Origin of the sequence: Buttiauxella sp. A111 (genome assembly GCF_014189855.1) — a bacterium.
Classification (GTDB): Bacteria; Pseudomonadota; Gammaproteobacteria; order Enterobacterales; family Enterobacteriaceae; genus Buttiauxella; species Buttiauxella selenatireducens.
The window spans coordinates 1262466-1279315 of record NZ_BJFN01000001.1 but is presented as its reverse complement, the minus strand read 5'-3'; the positions used below and the strand labels follow the sequence as shown (position 1 = coordinate 1279315).

The window sequence follows — 16850 nt, the reverse complement described above, 5'->3', positions numbered from 1 at the left end:
GGCATCGTCAAGTGCGACAGCCTCTACGCTGGCGGCGCTACTTTTTCATCGTGGCGCCTCTCATTTTTTGTCTGGGGATTTTGCTGGCAGACCGGCTTTGGCCGCTGCCACTATCTCAGGCGAATCCTGCACGTGTCGTGGTTGCAGCAGATGGCACCCCCCTGTGGCGTTTTGCTGACGAGAACGGCATCTGGCGCTATCCGGTCACGCTTAATGATGTTTCACCCCGTTATCTCGAAGCCCTGATCAACTATGAAGATCGCTGGTTTTGGGAACACCCAGGTATTAACCCTCTTTCGATATTACGTGCAGCCGGCCAGGATCTTCTGAGTGGAAAAGTGGTTTCAGGTGGCAGTACATTGACGATGCAAGTGGCTCGCTTGTTGGATCCCCACCCCCGAACATTTGGCGGAAAAATCCGCCAGGTGTGGCGGGCTCTGCAACTTGAGTGGCATCTTTCGAAAGAGCAAATTCTCACCCTTTATTTGAATCGCGCACCCTTTGGCGGCACGTTACAGGGAGTGGGCGCGGCCAGTTGGGTCTACCTGGGAAAATCTCCTGAGCATCTTAGTTATGCGGAAGCGGCTTTATTGGCTGTACTCCCGCAGGCGCCTAGCCGCCTGCGTCCAGACCGCTGGCCTGAGCGGGCACAAGCTGCGCGTGACAAAGTGCTGCTTCGCATGGCCGAGCAAGCTGTCTGGGAACCGCAACAGGTTAAAGAATCTCTCGAAGAACCCGTTTGGCTAACTACACGCCAGATGCCGCAATTAGCTCCGTTGCTTTCACGTTATCTGGTAAATCGCAGCGGCGCTCAGAAAATAACTACCACTATCGATGCACCGTTACAGCGCCAACTGGAAGAACTGGCGTTGAACTGGAAAGCTCAACTTCCGGCACGTTCATCATTGGCGATGTTGGTCGTCGATCACACCACCATGGAAGTGCGCGGTTGGGTCGGTTCGGCCGATATTAATGATCAAAGTCGTTTCGGCCATGTTGATATGGTCACGGCAATTCGGTCACCAGGCTCGGTGCTTAAACCTTTTGTCTATGGCCTGGCGCTGGATGATGGGTTGATTCATCCCACCTCGTTATTACAGGATGTGCCACGCCGCTTCGGTGATTACCGTCCGGGAAATTTCGACACGGGTTTTCATGGCCCGGTCAGTATGAGTGAAGCACTGGTTCGTTCGCTCAATCTCCCTGCGGTGCAAGTGCTTGAAGCGTATGGGCCAAAACGCTTTGCTGCACAACTGCGTAACGTGGGTTTGGATCTGCGTTTTCCTGCAAACAGCGAGCCTAATCTTTCGCTCATTCTTGGAGGCGGCGGGGCGCGCCTGGATCAGTTAGTTGCCGCTTATAGCGCATTCGCTCGCCATGGGCGGGCGGCTCATTTGCGTTTACAGCCAGAGCAACCATTGCTGGAGCGGCCATTGATGTCTGCGGGAGCTGCCTGGATTATTCGTCGGGTACTGGCGGGTGAGGCACAGCCGCAACCGGATGCGACGTTACCCGCTGTAGTCCCTTTGGCATGGAAAACGGGTACCAGCTATGGCTATCGCGATGCGTGGGCTATCGGGATAAATCCCCGCTATCTCATTGGTATCTGGACTGGACGCCCTGATAGCACGCCGGTTGCTGGGCAGTTTGGTTTAGGTAGCGCCGTGCCGCTGTTAAACCAGGTCAATAATATGCTGCAAGCCACTTCCGCCGTTCAGCAGGCTCGCCTGCCTGTTGACCCGCGCCCGGCAACGGTTTCTGCGGGCGAGATTTGCTGGCCAGGAGGGCAAACTCTTGCCCTGGGAGACAGTAATTGCCGACGCAGGTTATCGGGCTGGTTACTGGATGATAGCCAACCGCCAACGCTTGATGCGCAGGGACAAGAAGGCGTTCAGGGATCAAGAAAGGTGGTCTGGCTGGACGAGCAAGGGAAGCGTGTGGCGGCGGATTGCCCAAATGCGACACAACATATTATTTCTTTGTGGCCGCTGCCACTTGAGCCCTGGTTGCCCGTCAGTGAGAGAAGAGCCGCTCGATTGCCAGCGGTTTCGGAACAATGTCCACCGCAGCAGAAAGATGAAGTTACGCCTTTATTATTGTTAGGGGTACGTGAGGGCGCTATTTTGAAGCGTCTGCCTGGCGAATTAAGCTTAGCGCTTCGTCTTAGCACGCAGGGTGGGCAAGGTGATCGCTGGTGGTTTTTGAACGGTGAGCCGATGAGTGAAAAGCAAAACGGGATCGCGCTAAATCTGGATAAACCGGGAAAGTATCAAGTATTGGTGCTTGATGAAGCCGGGCAGATTGCTGCTGCTCATTTCACTTTGCAGTAGTGCCGTAGTGTGATTTTTAGGCGTTTAGGTGAAAAGTGTTGCCGATGTTCGCTTTATTTTAAAAAAATGTTACCTGCATCCATAGGCAACTCGAGACTTGCTCATTATAATCGGCGCCAAATCATAACCGGGTATCCCTTAAATACTTCCCGCAGCAGGCAGCTAACGCTCCAGTTGCATGAGTAATGATGGGACCGGGCAAACAGAACAGACACAGAGGTAATCATGGCTATTGAACGTACTTTTTCCATCATCAAACCAAACGCGGTGGCAAAAAACGTTATTGGTAATATTTATGCTCGTTTTGAATCCGCAGGGTTTAAGATTGTTGGCGCAAAAATGTTGCACCTGACTTCTGCACAGGCACAGGGTTTCTATGCTGAGCACGAAGGCAAACCATTCTTCGACGGCCTGGTTGAGTTTATGACTTCCGGTCCAATCGTTGTGAGCGTTCTGGAAGGTGAAAATGCTGTTCAGCGTCACCGTGACATTCTGGGCGCAACTAACCCAGCTAACGCTCTGGCGGGTACTCTGCGTGCAGACTACGCGGATAGCTTCACCGAAAACGGCACCCACGGCTCTGATTCTTTAGAATCAGCTGCTCGCGAAATCGCCTATTTCTTCGCTGAAGGTGAAGTTTGCCCACGCACTCGCTAATGATCCTTTCTGGTTGGTTGGCGGGCAGAAATACCTTCAAACCAAATAGATGTGGGCATTAGCACTATCTGTTAAGCGGCCGTTACATTTTATTTGTATGTACATCGCTATCAGACATGGCATCTGTGCCATAGAGTTTGTACAATGCTACGCCCCGGATGAGCTTGCTCTCCGGGGCGTATCTTTTTAACCCTCCTGGGGCCGTAACGTGTAACAACGAGGCCGGAAGAAATTATGTCAGAGCAAATTGTCACTCCTGAGACACCTGTTTCAGTCGTTACCAACAAGTCAGAAAAAATTAACCTGTTGGATCTTAACCGCCAGCAACTGCGAGAGTTCTTCGCTGATATGGGCGAAAAACCTTTCCGTGCTGATCAAGTCATGAAATGGATGTATCACTATTGCAGTGATGACTTCGATGAAATGACCGACATCAACAAAGTTCTGCGCAACAAACTCAAAGAAGTCGCTGAAATTCGCGCACCTGAAGTTGCTGAAGAGCAACGCTCTGCCGATGGCACCATCAAATGGGCAATCAGAATCGCCGATCAGCTGGTCGAAACGGTATATATCCCTGAAGAAGACCGCGCCACATTGTGTGTCTCCTCTCAGGTTGGTTGTGCTCTGGAATGTAAGTTCTGCTCAACAGCTCAGCAAGGTTTTAACCGTAACCTGCGTGTTTCTGAAATTATTGGCCAGGTGTGGCGTGCGGCTAAAATTATCGGTGCGCAAAAGAAAACCGGCGTACGTCCTATCACCAACGTGGTGATGATGGGTATGGGGGAGCCGCTACTGAACCTCAACAACGTGGTTCCAGCAATGGAAATCATGCTTGATGATTTCGGTTTTGGGCTTTCTAAACGTCGCGTAACGCTTTCCACATCGGGTGTGGTTCCCGCGCTGGATAAATTGGGCGACATGATTGATGTGGCACTTGCCATCTCTTTGCATGCTCCGACCGATGATATTCGTGACGAAATCATGCCGATCAACAAAAAGTACAACATCGAGACTTTCCTGGCCGCGGTGCGCCGCTATCTGGAGAAATCCAACGCAAACCAGGGCCGTGTCACTGTGGAATACGTTCTGCTTGATCATGTCAACGATGGTACTGAACATGCGCATCAACTGGCTGAATGCCTTAAAGATACGCCATGTAAAATTAACCTGATCCCATGGAACCCGTTCCCGGGTGCGCCATATGGTCGTAGTTCCAATAGCCGAATTGACCGTTTCTCAAAAGTACTGATGAGCTACGGCTTCACTACCATTGTGCGTAAAACACGTGGCGATGATATTGATGCGGCGTGCGGACAGTTGGCAGGTGAAGTTATCGACCGAACCAAACGTACGTTACGTAAACGTATGCAAGGTGAACCTATTGATGTTAAAGCAGTCTGATAAGCATTCATTTTTATCAGACTAGCGCCATGCAGTCATGTGGCTGTATGGCGCAAAAAACACGTAGTTATATCTTGCAGTTATGCAAGTTTAGCAAGTGTCTTTAAGATTAATAATTACGGTGCGTTTCACTGCGCTTTAAGGCAGTATGTAGCGGTACAACAATAGTTTAGGCGCAGCTATTTAACCATTGTGGGTCGCAATCCACTGACAACATTCAAAATGATGTCTATGGTTAACTCATCGGTGATGAAGCGTTCATGTAAAGCGGTTGTTTTATGTGAATATGTAGTTTGAGCTGAATATTATGTTGTCTGGAGGGGTGCCCTTCAGAAGAAAAATTAGTTTCGCGGAGCGGGAGAGTGTGGCGTAGCGGAAAGGCTGTGCGACAAGGCTCCTGCCTAATTCCTCAATCGAACAGCACCAGCAGTTGTAGCTAATGAATACTGAAGCCACTCACGAATCAAATGCAGCAAAAACCACGGGCGAACGTCTACGTACAGCGCGTGAAGAACTCGGTCTTAGCCAACAAGCTGTGGCAGAACGCCTGTGCTTGAAGGTTTCTACCGTCCGGGATATTGAAGATGACAAGGCGCCTGCCGACTTAGCGTCAACGTTCCTGCGTGGTTATATCCGCTCTTATGCACGACTGGTGCGTATCCCTGAAGAAGAACTGTTGCCAATGATGGCAAAACAGGCACCGATTAAGGCTGCCAAAGTTGCCCCAATGCAAAGTTTTTCCCTGGGGAAACGTCGTAAGAAACGTGACGGTTGGTTAATGACCTTTACATGGCTTGTTCTGTTTGTTGTTGTCGGTCTGACGGGCGCATGGTGGTGGCAGAACCACAAGGCGCAGCAGGAAGAAATTTCGACGATGGCAGATCAATCCTCAGCTGAGCTTTCAGCGAGTAATAGCAATTCTCAATCAGTTCCATTGAATACCAGTGATTCATCCGCAGCTGATACTTCAGCCCAGCAGCCTGTGCAGGCGCCTGCGACGCAATCTGCACCTACGACTGATTCAACACAAAATCTGGCCCCGGCAGCAACGGCTCAGCAAACCACTCCAGCGGATTCTTCCGCTGTAGTGTCACCAAGCCAGGCACCTGCAGAAAATGTGCAGGCCACAACACCGCCTGCGCCGAATGCTACTTTACCTACCGATCAAGCCGCTGTGACTACACCTGCAACGGCGACGGCTGATCCGAATGCATTAGTGATGAACTTTAATGCCGATTGCTGGCTTGAAGTGACCGATGCGACGGGTAAAAAACTGTTCAGCGGCATGCAACGTAAAGATGGCAATTTGAATTTAGCCGGTCAGGCACCGTATAAGTTGAAAATTGGTGCTCCGGCGGCAGTACAGATTCAGTTCCAGGGTAAACCTGTCGACCTGAGTCGTTTTATCAGAACTAGCCAGGTTGCACGTCTGACGGTAAGTGCTGAATAATTGCAGCCAGCATGACGCGTAATTGTGGAGATTTGTAATGCATAATGAAGCCCCAATTCAACGTAGAAAATCCAAACGGATCTACGTCGGGAATGTGCCAATCGGCGACGGGGCACCGATCGCCGTCCAGTCAATGACCAACACCCGTACTACGGATGTTGAAGCTACTGTTAATCAGATCAGAGCATTAGAAAGAGTGGGTGCAGATATCGTTCGTATATCTGTGCCGACTATGGATGCGGCAGAAGCGTTCAAGCTTATTAAACAGCAGGTCAATGTCCCGTTGGTCGCTGATATCCATTTTGACTACCGTATCGCCCTAAAAGTGGCTGAGTATGGCGTCGATTGTCTGCGCATCAACCCAGGCAACATCGGTAACGAAGAGCGCATCCGTACCGTTGTCGATTGCGCCCGCGACAAAAATATCCCCATTCGTATTGGCGTTAATGCCGGATCGCTGGAAAAAGATCTCCAGGAGAAGTATGGCGAGCCAACGCCTCAGGCGCTGTTAGAGTCGGCAATGCGACATGTGGATCATCTTGATCGTCTTAACTTTGATCAATTCAAAGTCAGCGTTAAAGCGTCGGATGTTTTCCTGGCTGTTGAATCCTACCGTCTACTGGCCAAGCAGATTGATCAACCTCTGCATCTTGGGATCACCGAAGCGGGTGGCATGCGTAGTGGTTCGGTGAAATCAGCAATTGGCCTGGGTTTACTGCTTTCCGAAGGCATTGGTGACACGCTGCGCGTATCACTGGCGGCCGATCCAGTAGAAGAGATCAAGGTTGGTTTCGACATCCTGAAATCTTTGCGCATCCGTGCTCGCGGTATTAACTTCATCGCCTGCCCAACATGTTCGCGCCAGGAATTCGATGTTATCGGGACAGTGAACGCACTTGAAGAGCGCCTTGAAGATATCATCACGCCAATGGATGTTTCGATCATCGGCTGTGTGGTGAACGGGCCGGGTGAAGCACTGGTTTCCACCTTGGGTGTCACAGGTGGCAACAAGAAAAGCGGTTTCTATGAAGATGGTGTGCGTCAACGCGAGCGAATGGATAACGAAAATATGATTGCGCAGCTTGAAGCGCGTATTCGTGCCAAGGCCTCCATGCTTGATGAATCACAGCGGATTAGTATCCAGCAGTTGGAAAAATAGTGCGAAACATGGGAAGCATTCGGCTTCCCGTGTATGATTGAACCCGCCAGACGTTTTGCGATAGCAAACAGTCTGATTTCGGGTTCATTTTTTGTATAAATTCGGTAGAGAATAAACGTGGCAAAAAACATTCAAGCCATCCGCGGCATGAACGATTACCTGCCTGGCGAAACCGCCATTTGGCAGCGCATTGAAGGCATTCTGAAACAGGTGCTCGGCAGCTACGGTTACAGCGAAATCCGTTTGCCGATTGTAGAGCAGACCCCGTTATTCAAACGCGCCATCGGTGAAGTGACCGACGTGGTTGAAAAAGAGATGTATACCTTTGAGGACCGCAACGGCGATAGCCTGACTTTGCGTCCTGAAGGCACCGCGGGCTGCGTGCGTGCCGGTATCGAACATGGTCTTCTGTACAATCAGGAACAGCGCTTGTGGTACATCGGGCCGATGTTCCGCCATGAGCGTCCGCAAAAAGGGCGCTATCGCCAGTTCAATCAGTTGGGTGTTGAAGTCTTTGGTCTGCAAGGGCCAGACATTGACGCTGAACTGATTATGCTGACTGCTCGCTGGTGGCGTGCCTTGGGTATCGACCAGCACGTCAGTCTGGAACTGAACTCGATAGGCTCTCTTGAAGCGCGTGCTAACTATCGTGATGCGCTCGTTGCGTTCCTTGAACAGCATAAAGAGAAACTTGACGAAGATTGCCAGCGTCGCATGTACAGCAACCCGTTACGCGTACTGGACTCAAAAAATCCAGACGTCCAGGCATTGCTGGATGACGCACCAACACTTGGTGATTATCTGGATGAAGAGTCTCGTGAACATTTCGCGGGTCTGTGCCAGTACCTTGACGCTGCCGGTATCGCGTATACCGTGAATCAGCGCCTGGTGCGAGGTCTGGATTACTACAACCGCACCGTTTTCGAGTGGGTTACAAGCAGTCTGGGCTCTCAAGGAACCGTTTGTGCCGGCGGCCGTTACGATGGTTTAGTCGAGCAACTTGGTGGCCGTGCAGCGCCAGCAGTTGGTTTTGCGATGGGTCTGGAACGTCTTGTTTTACTGGTTCAGGCTATTAATCCGGAATTTAAAGCAGAATCTGTTGTCGATATTTACCTGATATCGTCAGGTCAGGGAACGCAGGCTGCGGCAATGCTGTTGGCCGAGCAATTACGTGATCAGGTCCCAGCTATCAAGCTGATGACTAACTATGGCGGTGGTAACTTCAAGAAACAGTTCGTCCGTGCAGATAAGTGGGGTGCGCGTGCTGCACTGGTGCTGGGCGAAACTGAAGTGGCTAATGGTCAGGTCGTCGTTAAGGATCTGCGCACAGGTGAGCAAACTACCGTTGAACAAGCAAACGCGGTCGCTCATTTGCAGGCGCTACTGGGTTAATTTCCCCAGTGTTTAATCGTTAAGGAGAAGGACTGCGTGGAAATTTACGAAAACGATAACGAACAGGTTGATGCGGTAAAACGCTTCTTTGCCGAAAACGGCAAAGCGCTGGTAGTGGGTGTTGTTCTGGGTATTGGCGCACTGGTTGGCTGGCGTTACTGGAACAGCCATCAGGCTGAAAGCTCAATGGCTTCTTCTCTTGAGTATCAAACCGTCACTCAAGCGGTGCGTGCTGATCAACCTGCCACGTTGAGTGCAGCAGAAAAATTCGCAGCTAGTACTAAAAATACTTACGGCGCACTGGCATCACTGGAAATTGCGCAGAAGTACGCAGATAACAACGACCTCGCGAAAGCAGCTGCTCAATTGCAGCAGGGTCTGAGCAGCACCAGCGACGAAAATTTGCAGGCGCTGATCAATGTACGTCTGGCACGAGTTCAAATCCAACAAAAGCAAATTGATGCTGCGCTGAAAACGCTCGACAGTGTTAAAGGTGAAGGTTGGGTAGCGATTATCGCTGATTTGCGCGGTGAAGCGCTGCTCAGCAAAGGGGATAAGCAAGGTGCACGCGATGCGTGGAGCAAAGGCTCACAGACCGACGCTTCTCCAGCCCTGCGCGAAATGATGCAGATGAAAATTAATAATTTGTCGAGCTAAGAGGGACCGGATGCAATTGCGTAAACTACTTGTACCAGGGCTGATTTCTCTGACGCTGCTCAGCGGTTGTTCACTGTTTAGCGGTGAAGAAGATGTGGTTAAGATGTCTCCACTGCCGACAGTTGAAAACCAATTTGAACCTGAAAAATCATGGAGTACTTCTGTTGGTAGCGGAATTGGTGATTTCTATTCCAATTTGCATCCAGCATGGCAAGACGGCAACATTTATGCCGCCGATCGCCGTGGTACCGTAAAAGCCGTTAACGCGGACGACGGTAAAGAAGTCTGGTCTATCGACCTTTCTGAAAAGACGAATTTTTATTCCAGCAACCTGCCCGCACTGCTTTCTGGCGGCGTAACGGTTGAAGGTGCACATCTTTACGTTGGTAGTGAAAAAGCTCAGGTTTATGCGCTTAACACCTCTGATGGTAGTATTGCATGGCAAAGCAAGGCTGCAGGCGAAGTACTTTCTCGCCCAGTGGTCAGCGAAGGTTTAGTTCTGGTTCACACCAGCAATGGTCAGCTTCAGGCATTTGATGAGGCAGACGGTGCTGTTAAATGGACTGTAAACCTTGATATGCCAGCACTTTCTCTGCGCGGTGAATCAGCACCTGCAGTCGCGTTTGGTGCCGCAATTGTTGGCGGTGATAACGGACGCGTAAGCGCAGTTTTGATGAAGCAAGGTCAGCTGATTTGGCAACAGCGTATCTCTCAGGCAACCGGTGCGACTGAAATTGACCGTCTGAGCGATGTTGATACGACCCCTGTTATTGTTAACGGTGTGGTCTATGCGCTGGCATATAATGGCAACCTGACCGCACTGGACTTACGTTCAGGTCAGGTGATGTGGAAACGTGAATTGGGTTCAGTAAACGACTTCATTGTTGATGCGAACCGTATTTTCCTCGTCGACCAAAATGACCGCGTGATTGCCCTGAATGCGGATGGCGGCGTTACACTGTGGACCCAAAGTGATCTGCTGCACCGTAATCTGACTTCACCTGTATTGTACAACGGCTATCTGGTTGTTGGTGACGCTGAAGGTTACATGCATTGGATTAATGCTGATGACGGTCGCTTTGTTGCCCAACAGAAAGTGGACAGCTCTGGGTTCCAGACTGAGCCAGTTGTTGCAAGTGACAAGCTGTTGATTCAGGCGAAAGATGGTACGTTGTACGCTATCAAGCGTTAAACTTACCTGACGTAATAGCATGAGCGAAACGGTTCCCGTAGTCCGGGAGCCGTTTCCTGTTTTTAGAAACGATGTGATTTGACGTCGTTTTATGATGAATTTTGAGTAATGAGGCTTTTATCATGGTACCTGTGGTTGCGCTTGTCGGGCGCCCTAATGTCGGAAAATCCACGTTGTTTAACCGCTTGACGCGTACCCGAGATGCGCTGGTCGCGGATTTCCCGGGGCTGACTCGCGACCGCAAGTATGGTCGTGCTGAAGTGGAAGGTCGCGAATTTATTGCCATCGATACCGGCGGTATTGATGGCACCGAAGACGGCGTTGAAACGCATATGGCTGCACAATCGCTGTTAGCGATTGAAGAAGCTGATGTGGTGCTGTTTATGGTGGATGCACGTGCGGGCTTGATGCCTGCCGATGAAGCCATTGCCAAACATCTGCGTTCTCGTCAGAAGCCTACCTTCCTGGTGGCGAACAAAACTGACGGTATGGATCCAGACCAGGCGGTTATCGATTTCTACTCTTTGGGATTAGGTGAAATTCACCCGATCGCAGCCTCTCACGGCCGCGGTGTAACAACCCTGTTGGAGCACGTGCTGATCCCATTCATCGACGAAACAAATCCGCGCGAGCCGGAAGAAGAAATCGACGAAGATGCAGCCTATTGGGCGGCATTCAATGCTAAGAATGGCATTGTGTCAGACGAAGAAGAAGCGGAAGAAGAAGAGGAAGAGGAAGCATTTAATCCTCAGGATTTGCCAATCAAATTGGCCATTGTCGGTCGCCCGAACGTAGGTAAGTCAACGCTCACCAACCGTATTCTTGGCGAAGACCGTGTTGTGGTTTACGACATGCCAGGAACGACGCGTGACAGCATCTATATCCCAATGGAACGTGATGAGCGTGAATACATTCTCATCGACACCGCTGGTGTGCGTAAGCGCGGCAAAATCACTGAAACCGTTGAAAAATTCTCGGTAATCAAAACCCTGCAAGCGATCGAAGATGCTAACGTTGTCATGCTGGTTATTGATGCTCGCGAAGGTATCTCCGATCAGGATCTGTCTCTGCTTGGCTTTATCCTGAATAGTGGGCGCTCACTGGTGATTGTGGTCAACAAGTGGGATGGCCTGAGCAACGAAGTCAGAGAGCAAGTTAAAGAGACCCTGGACTACCGTCTTGGCTTTATCGACTTTGCTCGCGTGCACTTTATTTCTGCGTTGCACGGCAGTGGCGTGGGTAACTTGTTCGAATCTGTTCGTGAAGCTTATGATAGCTCCACGCGCCGCGTAAGCACTGCGTTGCTGACTCGTATCATGACCATGGCTGCGGAAGATCACCAGCCACCGTTGGTTCGTGGTCGTCGTGTTAAGCTGAAATATGCTCACGCCGGTGGTTATAACCCGCCAATCGTAGTGATTCACGGCAACCAGGTTAAAGACCTGCCGGACTCCTACAAGCGTTACTTGATGAACTACTTCCGCAAATCGCTGGATGTGATGGGTACGCCAATCCGTATTCAGTTCAAAGAAGGGGAGAACCCGTTTGCCAACAAACGTAACACCCTGACGCCGAACCAGATGCGTAAACGTAAGCGTTTGATCAAGCACATCAAGAAAAGCAAATAATTGATACGGGAGCGAAATGCTCCCGTTTTATTTTGTTTTGAGGAGAGATTATGGAACTCAATTGCCCAATTTGCGCTAAACCGCTGGTAGCAACTGACAACGGTGCACATTGCGAAAGCTGCAAAAAGGACTTCAATATTGAAGCCCGCTGCCCGGATTGCCACAAGCCGCTGGAAGTTTTAAAAGCGTGCGGTGCCGTTGACTATTTCTGCCAGAACGGCCACGGATTGATTTCGAAAAAACGCGTCGAATTCGTGCCTGTTGCTGACTAAGTTTTAGCTTTTCGCCGCTGTTTTGCGCGTGCGTTTAGGTTTCACCGGTGTAATGCCGGTGACCTGGCTTTCCACCCAACCATCTTCCAGACGCGTCGTTAGCGTATCCCCGGAATGTACCTGTTTTGTCTTCTTCAGCACTTTGCCGTCGGTTGCAGTTGTCACGCTATAACCACGCGCAAGCGTTGCCAGCGGGCTGACTGCTTCAAGCTGTGCGATAGCAGTGCCAAATCGCTGACGAGTATTGTTCAGCCGCGCAGTCACAACCTGCGATAAACGATATTCAAGCTGTTGCAAACGAGTTTGGGCGCGGTGAATACGTGGCTGCGGTTGTTGCTGATTTAAGCGCTGCATCAAACGTTGCTGTTGTTGCGAGGTACGTCGCAGTTTCGCATCCATTGCGATATTCAGACGCTGCTGTAAGCGCTCTAGCGTGGTTTGTTGGCGTGCTAAACGCAACTGCGGGTGCTGTTGCTGTAAACGATGATGCAGGCGTGTGAAGCGCTGCGAACGCTGGGCGAGGTAGTAATCCATCGCCATTTCCATACGTTGTTGCTGGGACTGAAGCTGGCGCAGTAATTCGAGCTGATTACGGCTGACAATCTCTGCGGCAGCCGAAGGGGTCGGTGCACGAACATCTGCCACAAAATCGGCGATCGTGACGTCAGTTTCATGCCCTACGGCGCTAACTACCGGAATTTGGCTCGTGAAAATAGCGCGAGCAACGCGTTCATCGTTAAAGCTCCATAAATCTTCCAGCGAACCACCGCCACGCCCCACAATCAGCACATCACACTCTTTGCGCAGGTTTGCCAGTTCAATCGCGCGAACGATTTGCAGCGGCGCATCAGTACCTTGCACGGCAGTTGGGTATATGATGACTGGCAGGGAAGGATCGCGACGTTTTAGTACATGCAGAATGTCATGCAGTGCGGCACCGGTTTTTGAGGTAATCACCCCGACCTGGTGCGCAGGCGTCGGCAGCGGTTGTTTATGAATCTGCTCAAACAACCCTTCTTCGGTGAGACGCTGCTTCAGTTCTTCGTATTGCTGCTGTAATAACCCTTCACCTGCAGGCTGCATACTTTCAACGATTATCTGGTAATCACCACGCGGCTCATACAGCGTAAGAGTGGCGCGCACCAAAACCTGTTGCCCGTGTTGCGGGCGGAAGGTGACGCGTCGATTGCTGTTGCGAAACATGGCGCCGCGAATTTGTGCGGTATCGTCTTTGAGCGTGAAGTACCAATGACCGGAAGCAGGTTGGGTAAAGTTGGAAATTTCACCGCTGATCCAGACTTGCCCCATTTCTTGTTCCAGCAGCATGCGGACCGTCTGATTGAGACGGCTGACGGTAAAAATTGAAGGGGTATTTATCGTTGGCATGTGACCTGGATCAAATTTTAAATCAGCAAGTTATTCGGTCGATAGTACCTTTCATATCGCACTTGGCAAGGTGTTTTGTGAAAAAAGTGTGGATGCAATCGCTTACGCTCTGTATAATGCCGCGGCAATATTTTATCTGTTCTCATTCACCCCAGGTTGAGATATTGCCATGCTACGAATCGCTAAAGAAGCACTAACGTTTGATGACGTTCTCCTCGTTCCAGCTCACTCTACAGTTCTGCCTAACACGGCTGATCTCAGCACCCAACTGACCAAAACTATTCGTTTGAATATCCCTATGCTCTCCGCAGCAATGGATACCGTAACGGAAGCCCGTCTGGCCATCGCATTGGCTCAGGAAGGTGGACTTGGTTTCATTCACAAAAACATGTCGATTGAGCGCCAGGCTGATGAAGTCAAACGCGTGAAAAAACACGAAAGTGGCGTTGTGACTGACCCACAGACCGTATTGCCGACGACCACTTTGCACGAAGTTAAAGAACTTACCGCCCGTAACGGTTTCGCCGGTTACCCGGTTGTTACCGAAGAAAACGAACTGGTAGGTATCATCACCGGTCGTGACGTGCGTTTTGTGACCGACCTGAACCAGCCTGTTAGCGTGTACATGACTCCGAAAGAGCGTCTGGTTACCGTGAAAGAAGGCGAAGCGCGTGATGTTGTGCTGTCCAAAATGCACGAAAAACGTGTTGAGAAAGCGCTGGTTGTAGACGCTAACTTCCATCTGCGCGGTATGATCACCGTAAAAGACTTCCAGAAAGCTGAACGTAAACCTAACGCCTGTAAAGACGAGCAGGGACGTTTGCGTGTTGGGGCGGCAGTAGGCGCAGGTGCGGGCAACGAAGAGCGTATTGACGCTCTGGTCGCTGCTGGTGTCGACGTTTTACTGATTGACTCCTCTCATGGGCATTCCGAAGGTGTTCTGCAACGTATTCGCGATACCCGCGCGAAATATCCTGACCTGCAAATCATTGGCGGTAACGTGGCAACAGCCGCTGGCGCCCGTGCGCTGGCTGAAGCTGGCGTAAGCGCTGTGAAAGTTGGTATCGGTCCTGGTTCTATCTGTACCACTCGTATCGTAACGGGTGTGGGCGTTCCACAAATTACGGCCGTTGCTGATGCTGTTGAAGCGCTGGAAGGTACGGGTATCACTGTTATCGCTGATGGCGGAATCCGCTTCTCAGGTGATATCGCAAAAGCCATCGCTGCGGGTGCATCTGCGGTCATGGTTGGCGGTATGCTGGCAGGGACTGAAGAATCTCCTGGGGAAATCGAACTTTACCAGGGTCGTTCTTTCAAATCCTACCGCGGTATGGGCTCTCTGGGCGCGATGTCCAAAGGTTCTTCAGACCGTTACTTCCAGACTGACAACGCCGCTGACAAACTGGTACCGGAAGGTATCGAAGGCCGTGTGGCTTACAAAGGTCGTCTGAAAGAGATCGTTCACCAGCAAATGGGCGGCCTGCGTTCCTGTATGGGTCTGACCGGCTGTGGTACCATCAATGAACTGCGTACTAAAGCGGAATTTGTACGCATCAGCGGTGCGGGCATTCAGGAAAGTCACGTCCACGATGTGACGATTACTAAAGAGTCCCCGAACTACCGTATGGGCTCCTGATTCTCCTCGCCCAACTTTGTGTTGGGCGATTCTCTTTACCTGTTTCACTTGCCTCGGAATAAGCGTCAATGACGGAAAACATCCATAAACATCGCATACTTATCCTCGATTTCGGTTCTCAGTACACTCAACTTGTTGCGCGCCGCGTACGTGAGCTAGGCGTTTACTGTGAACTGTGGGCATGGGATGTCACTGAAGCACAAATTCGTGAATTTAATCCAAGCGGTATCATTCTTTCTGGTGGACCGGAAAGTACGACTGAGCACAATAGCCCACGTGCACCTGAATATGTCTTTACCGCAGGCGTGCCAGTATTTGGTGTGTGCTACGGCATGCAGACCATGGCAATGCAGCTTGGCGGCCACGTAGAATCTTCTACCGAGCGCGAGTTTGGCTATGCGCAGGTTGAAGTCAAAACCGACAGCGCCCTGGTTCGCGGCATTGAGGATTCACTGAGTGCCGATGGCAAACCGCTGTTGGATGTCTGGATGAGTCACGGCGATAAAGTCACCGCGATCCCTTCTGACTTCGTTACTGTTGCCAGCACCGAAACCTGTCCGTTCGCTATTATGGCAAACGAAGAAAAACGTTTTTATGGCGTGCAGTTCCACCCGGAAGTGACCCATACCCGTCAGGGCCAGCGTTTGCTGGAGCGTTTTGTACTGGATATCTGCGGCTGCGAAGCGCTGTGGACACCAGCAAAAATCATTGAAGACGCGATTGTTCGTCTGCGTGAACAAGTGGGCAACGACAAAGTCATTCTTGGCCTGTCCGGTGGCGTGGATTCTTCCGTGACCGCAATGCTGCTGCACCGTGCAATTGGCGATCGTCTGACCTGCGTCTTCGTGGATAACGGTCTGTTGCGTTTGAACGAAGCTCAGCAAGTTATGGATATGTTTGGTGACCACTTCGGTCTGAACATTGTTCACGTTGAAGGCGAAGAGCGTTTCCTGTCCGCGTTGGCGGGAGAGAACGATCCAGAAGCGAAACGTAAAATCATCGGCCGCGTGTTTGTTGAAGTCTTCGATGAAGAAGCACTGAAACTTGAAGACGTGAAGTGGCTGGCGCAGGGCACTATTTACCCTGACGTTATTGAATCTGCGGCCTCTGCTACCGGTAAAGCACACGTCATCAAATCTCACCACAACGTGGGCGGCCTGCCGAAAGAGATGAAGATGGGTCTGGTTGAGCCACTGCGTGAGCTGTTCAAAGACGAAGTGCGCAAAATCGGTCTGGAACTGGGCTTGCCATACGACATGCTGTACCGTCACCCGTTCCCAGGGCCAGGTCTTGGTGTGCGCGTGTTGGGCGAAGTGAAGAAAGAGTATTGCGACCTGCTGCGCCGTGCCGATGCCATCTTTATTGAAGAGCTGCATAAAGCAGATCTCTACAACAAAGTCAGCCAAGCGTTCACTGTGTTCCTGCCGGTGCGTTCTGTTGGCGTGATGGGTGATGGCCGTAAATACGATTGGGTTGTTTCACTGCGTGCTGTGGAAACCATCGACTTTATGACTGCACATTGGGCACACCTGCCTTACGATTTCCTTGGCCGTGTATCCAACCGCATCATCAACGAAGTGAATGGCATTTCCCGCGTGGTTTACGATATTTCTGGCAAACCGCCAGCGACTATCGAGTGGGAATAATTTCCCATTAACGAGTAACGCGTTGTACTGAATATCAACCCTCT

General features: G+C 51.0%; 13 protein-coding genes. 12 read left to right on the top strand and 1 reads right to left on the bottom strand.

Annotated elements, in window-relative coordinates:
- Positions 1 to 11 precede the first annotated feature (11 nt).
- From pbpC to BSPA111_RS05760, 10 genes are all read left to right on the top strand, one after another.
- A complete protein-coding gene (gene pbpC / locus BSPA111_RS05805) occupies positions 12 to 2330 on the top strand; it encodes a peptidoglycan glycosyltransferase PbpC (protein ID WP_183270194.1) in 2319 nt (772 codons plus the stop codon).
- 225 nt (positions 2331 to 2555) lie between these two features.
- A complete protein-coding gene (ndk, locus tag BSPA111_RS05800; RefSeq protein ID WP_183270193.1) occupies positions 2556 to 2987 on the top strand; it encodes a nucleoside-diphosphate kinase in 432 nt (143 codons plus the stop codon).
- 234 nt (positions 2988 to 3221) lie between these two features.
- Positions 3222 to 4388: a bifunctional tRNA (adenosine(37)-C2)-methyltransferase TrmG/ribosomal RNA large subunit methyltransferase RlmN gene (locus BSPA111_RS05795; RefSeq protein WP_183270192.1), complete on the top strand. Its 1167-nt coding sequence runs from the start codon at positions 3222 to 3224 to the stop codon at positions 4386 to 4388.
- A 439-nt stretch (positions 4389 to 4827) separates the two neighbouring features.
- Positions 4828 to 5838 (top strand): cytoskeleton protein RodZ, encoded by a 1011-nt coding sequence (gene rodZ, locus BSPA111_RS05790; RefSeq protein WP_183270191.1) that lies wholly within the window; start codon positions 4828 to 4830, stop codon positions 5836 to 5838.
- Positions 5839 to 5875: 37 nt separating this feature from the next.
- Positions 5876 to 6997: a flavodoxin-dependent (E)-4-hydroxy-3-methylbut-2-enyl-diphosphate synthase gene (gene ispG / locus BSPA111_RS05785; protein ID WP_183270190.1), complete on the top strand. Its 1122-nt coding sequence runs from the start codon at positions 5876 to 5878 to the stop codon at positions 6995 to 6997.
- Positions 6998 to 7114: 117 nt separating this feature from the next.
- Positions 7115 to 8389 carry a histidine--tRNA ligase gene (gene hisS, locus BSPA111_RS05780; protein WP_183270189.1) on the top strand — a complete coding sequence of 425 codons (1275 nt, stop codon included), beginning with the start codon at positions 7115 to 7117 and terminating at the stop codon, positions 8387 to 8389.
- 36 nt (positions 8390 to 8425) lie between these two features.
- Positions 8426 to 9046, top strand: a complete 621-nt coding sequence (locus BSPA111_RS05775) for a YfgM family protein (protein WP_183270188.1) — start codon at positions 8426 to 8428, stop codon at positions 9044 to 9046.
- Positions 9047 to 9056: 10 nt separating this feature from the next.
- Positions 9057 to 10238, top strand: coding sequence for an outer membrane protein assembly factor BamB (gene bamB / locus BSPA111_RS05770; RefSeq protein WP_183270187.1), 1182 nt, complete (start codon positions 9057 to 9059; stop codon positions 10236 to 10238).
- A 122-nt stretch (positions 10239 to 10360) separates the two neighbouring features.
- On the top strand, positions 10361 to 11866 hold the full coding sequence (der, locus tag BSPA111_RS05765) for a ribosome biogenesis GTPase Der (RefSeq protein WP_183270186.1): 1506 nt from the start codon (positions 10361 to 10363) through the stop codon (positions 11864 to 11866).
- Between the two features lie 50 nt (positions 11867 to 11916).
- Positions 11917 to 12138, top strand: a complete 222-nt coding sequence (locus BSPA111_RS05760; protein ID WP_183270185.1) for a zinc ribbon domain-containing protein — start codon at positions 11917 to 11919, stop codon at positions 12136 to 12138.
- 3 nt (positions 12139 to 12141) lie between these two features.
- Here the strand turns inward: BSPA111_RS05760 and xseA are convergent, their stop codons facing one another.
- Complete coding sequence (xseA, locus tag BSPA111_RS05755) at positions 12142 to 13524, bottom strand: exodeoxyribonuclease VII large subunit (RefSeq protein ID WP_183270184.1); 1383 nt, start codon at positions 13522 to 13524, stop codon at positions 12142 to 12144.
- A gap of 169 nt (positions 13525 to 13693) precedes the next feature.
- On the opposite strand from xseA, the gene guaB reads away from it, so the two are divergent.
- Both guaB and guaA read left to right on the top strand, forming a co-directional pair.
- Positions 13694 to 15160: an IMP dehydrogenase gene (gene guaB, locus BSPA111_RS05750; protein ID WP_183270183.1), complete on the top strand. Its 1467-nt coding sequence runs from the start codon at positions 13694 to 13696 to the stop codon at positions 15158 to 15160.
- 68 nt (positions 15161 to 15228) lie between these two features.
- The gene (gene guaA, locus BSPA111_RS05745) at positions 15229 to 16806 is read left to right on the top strand and encodes a glutamine-hydrolyzing GMP synthase (RefSeq protein WP_183270182.1); all 1578 of its coding nucleotides are present in this window, start codon (positions 15229 to 15231) and stop codon (positions 16804 to 16806) included.
- Positions 16807 to 16850: the final 44 nt, after the last annotated feature.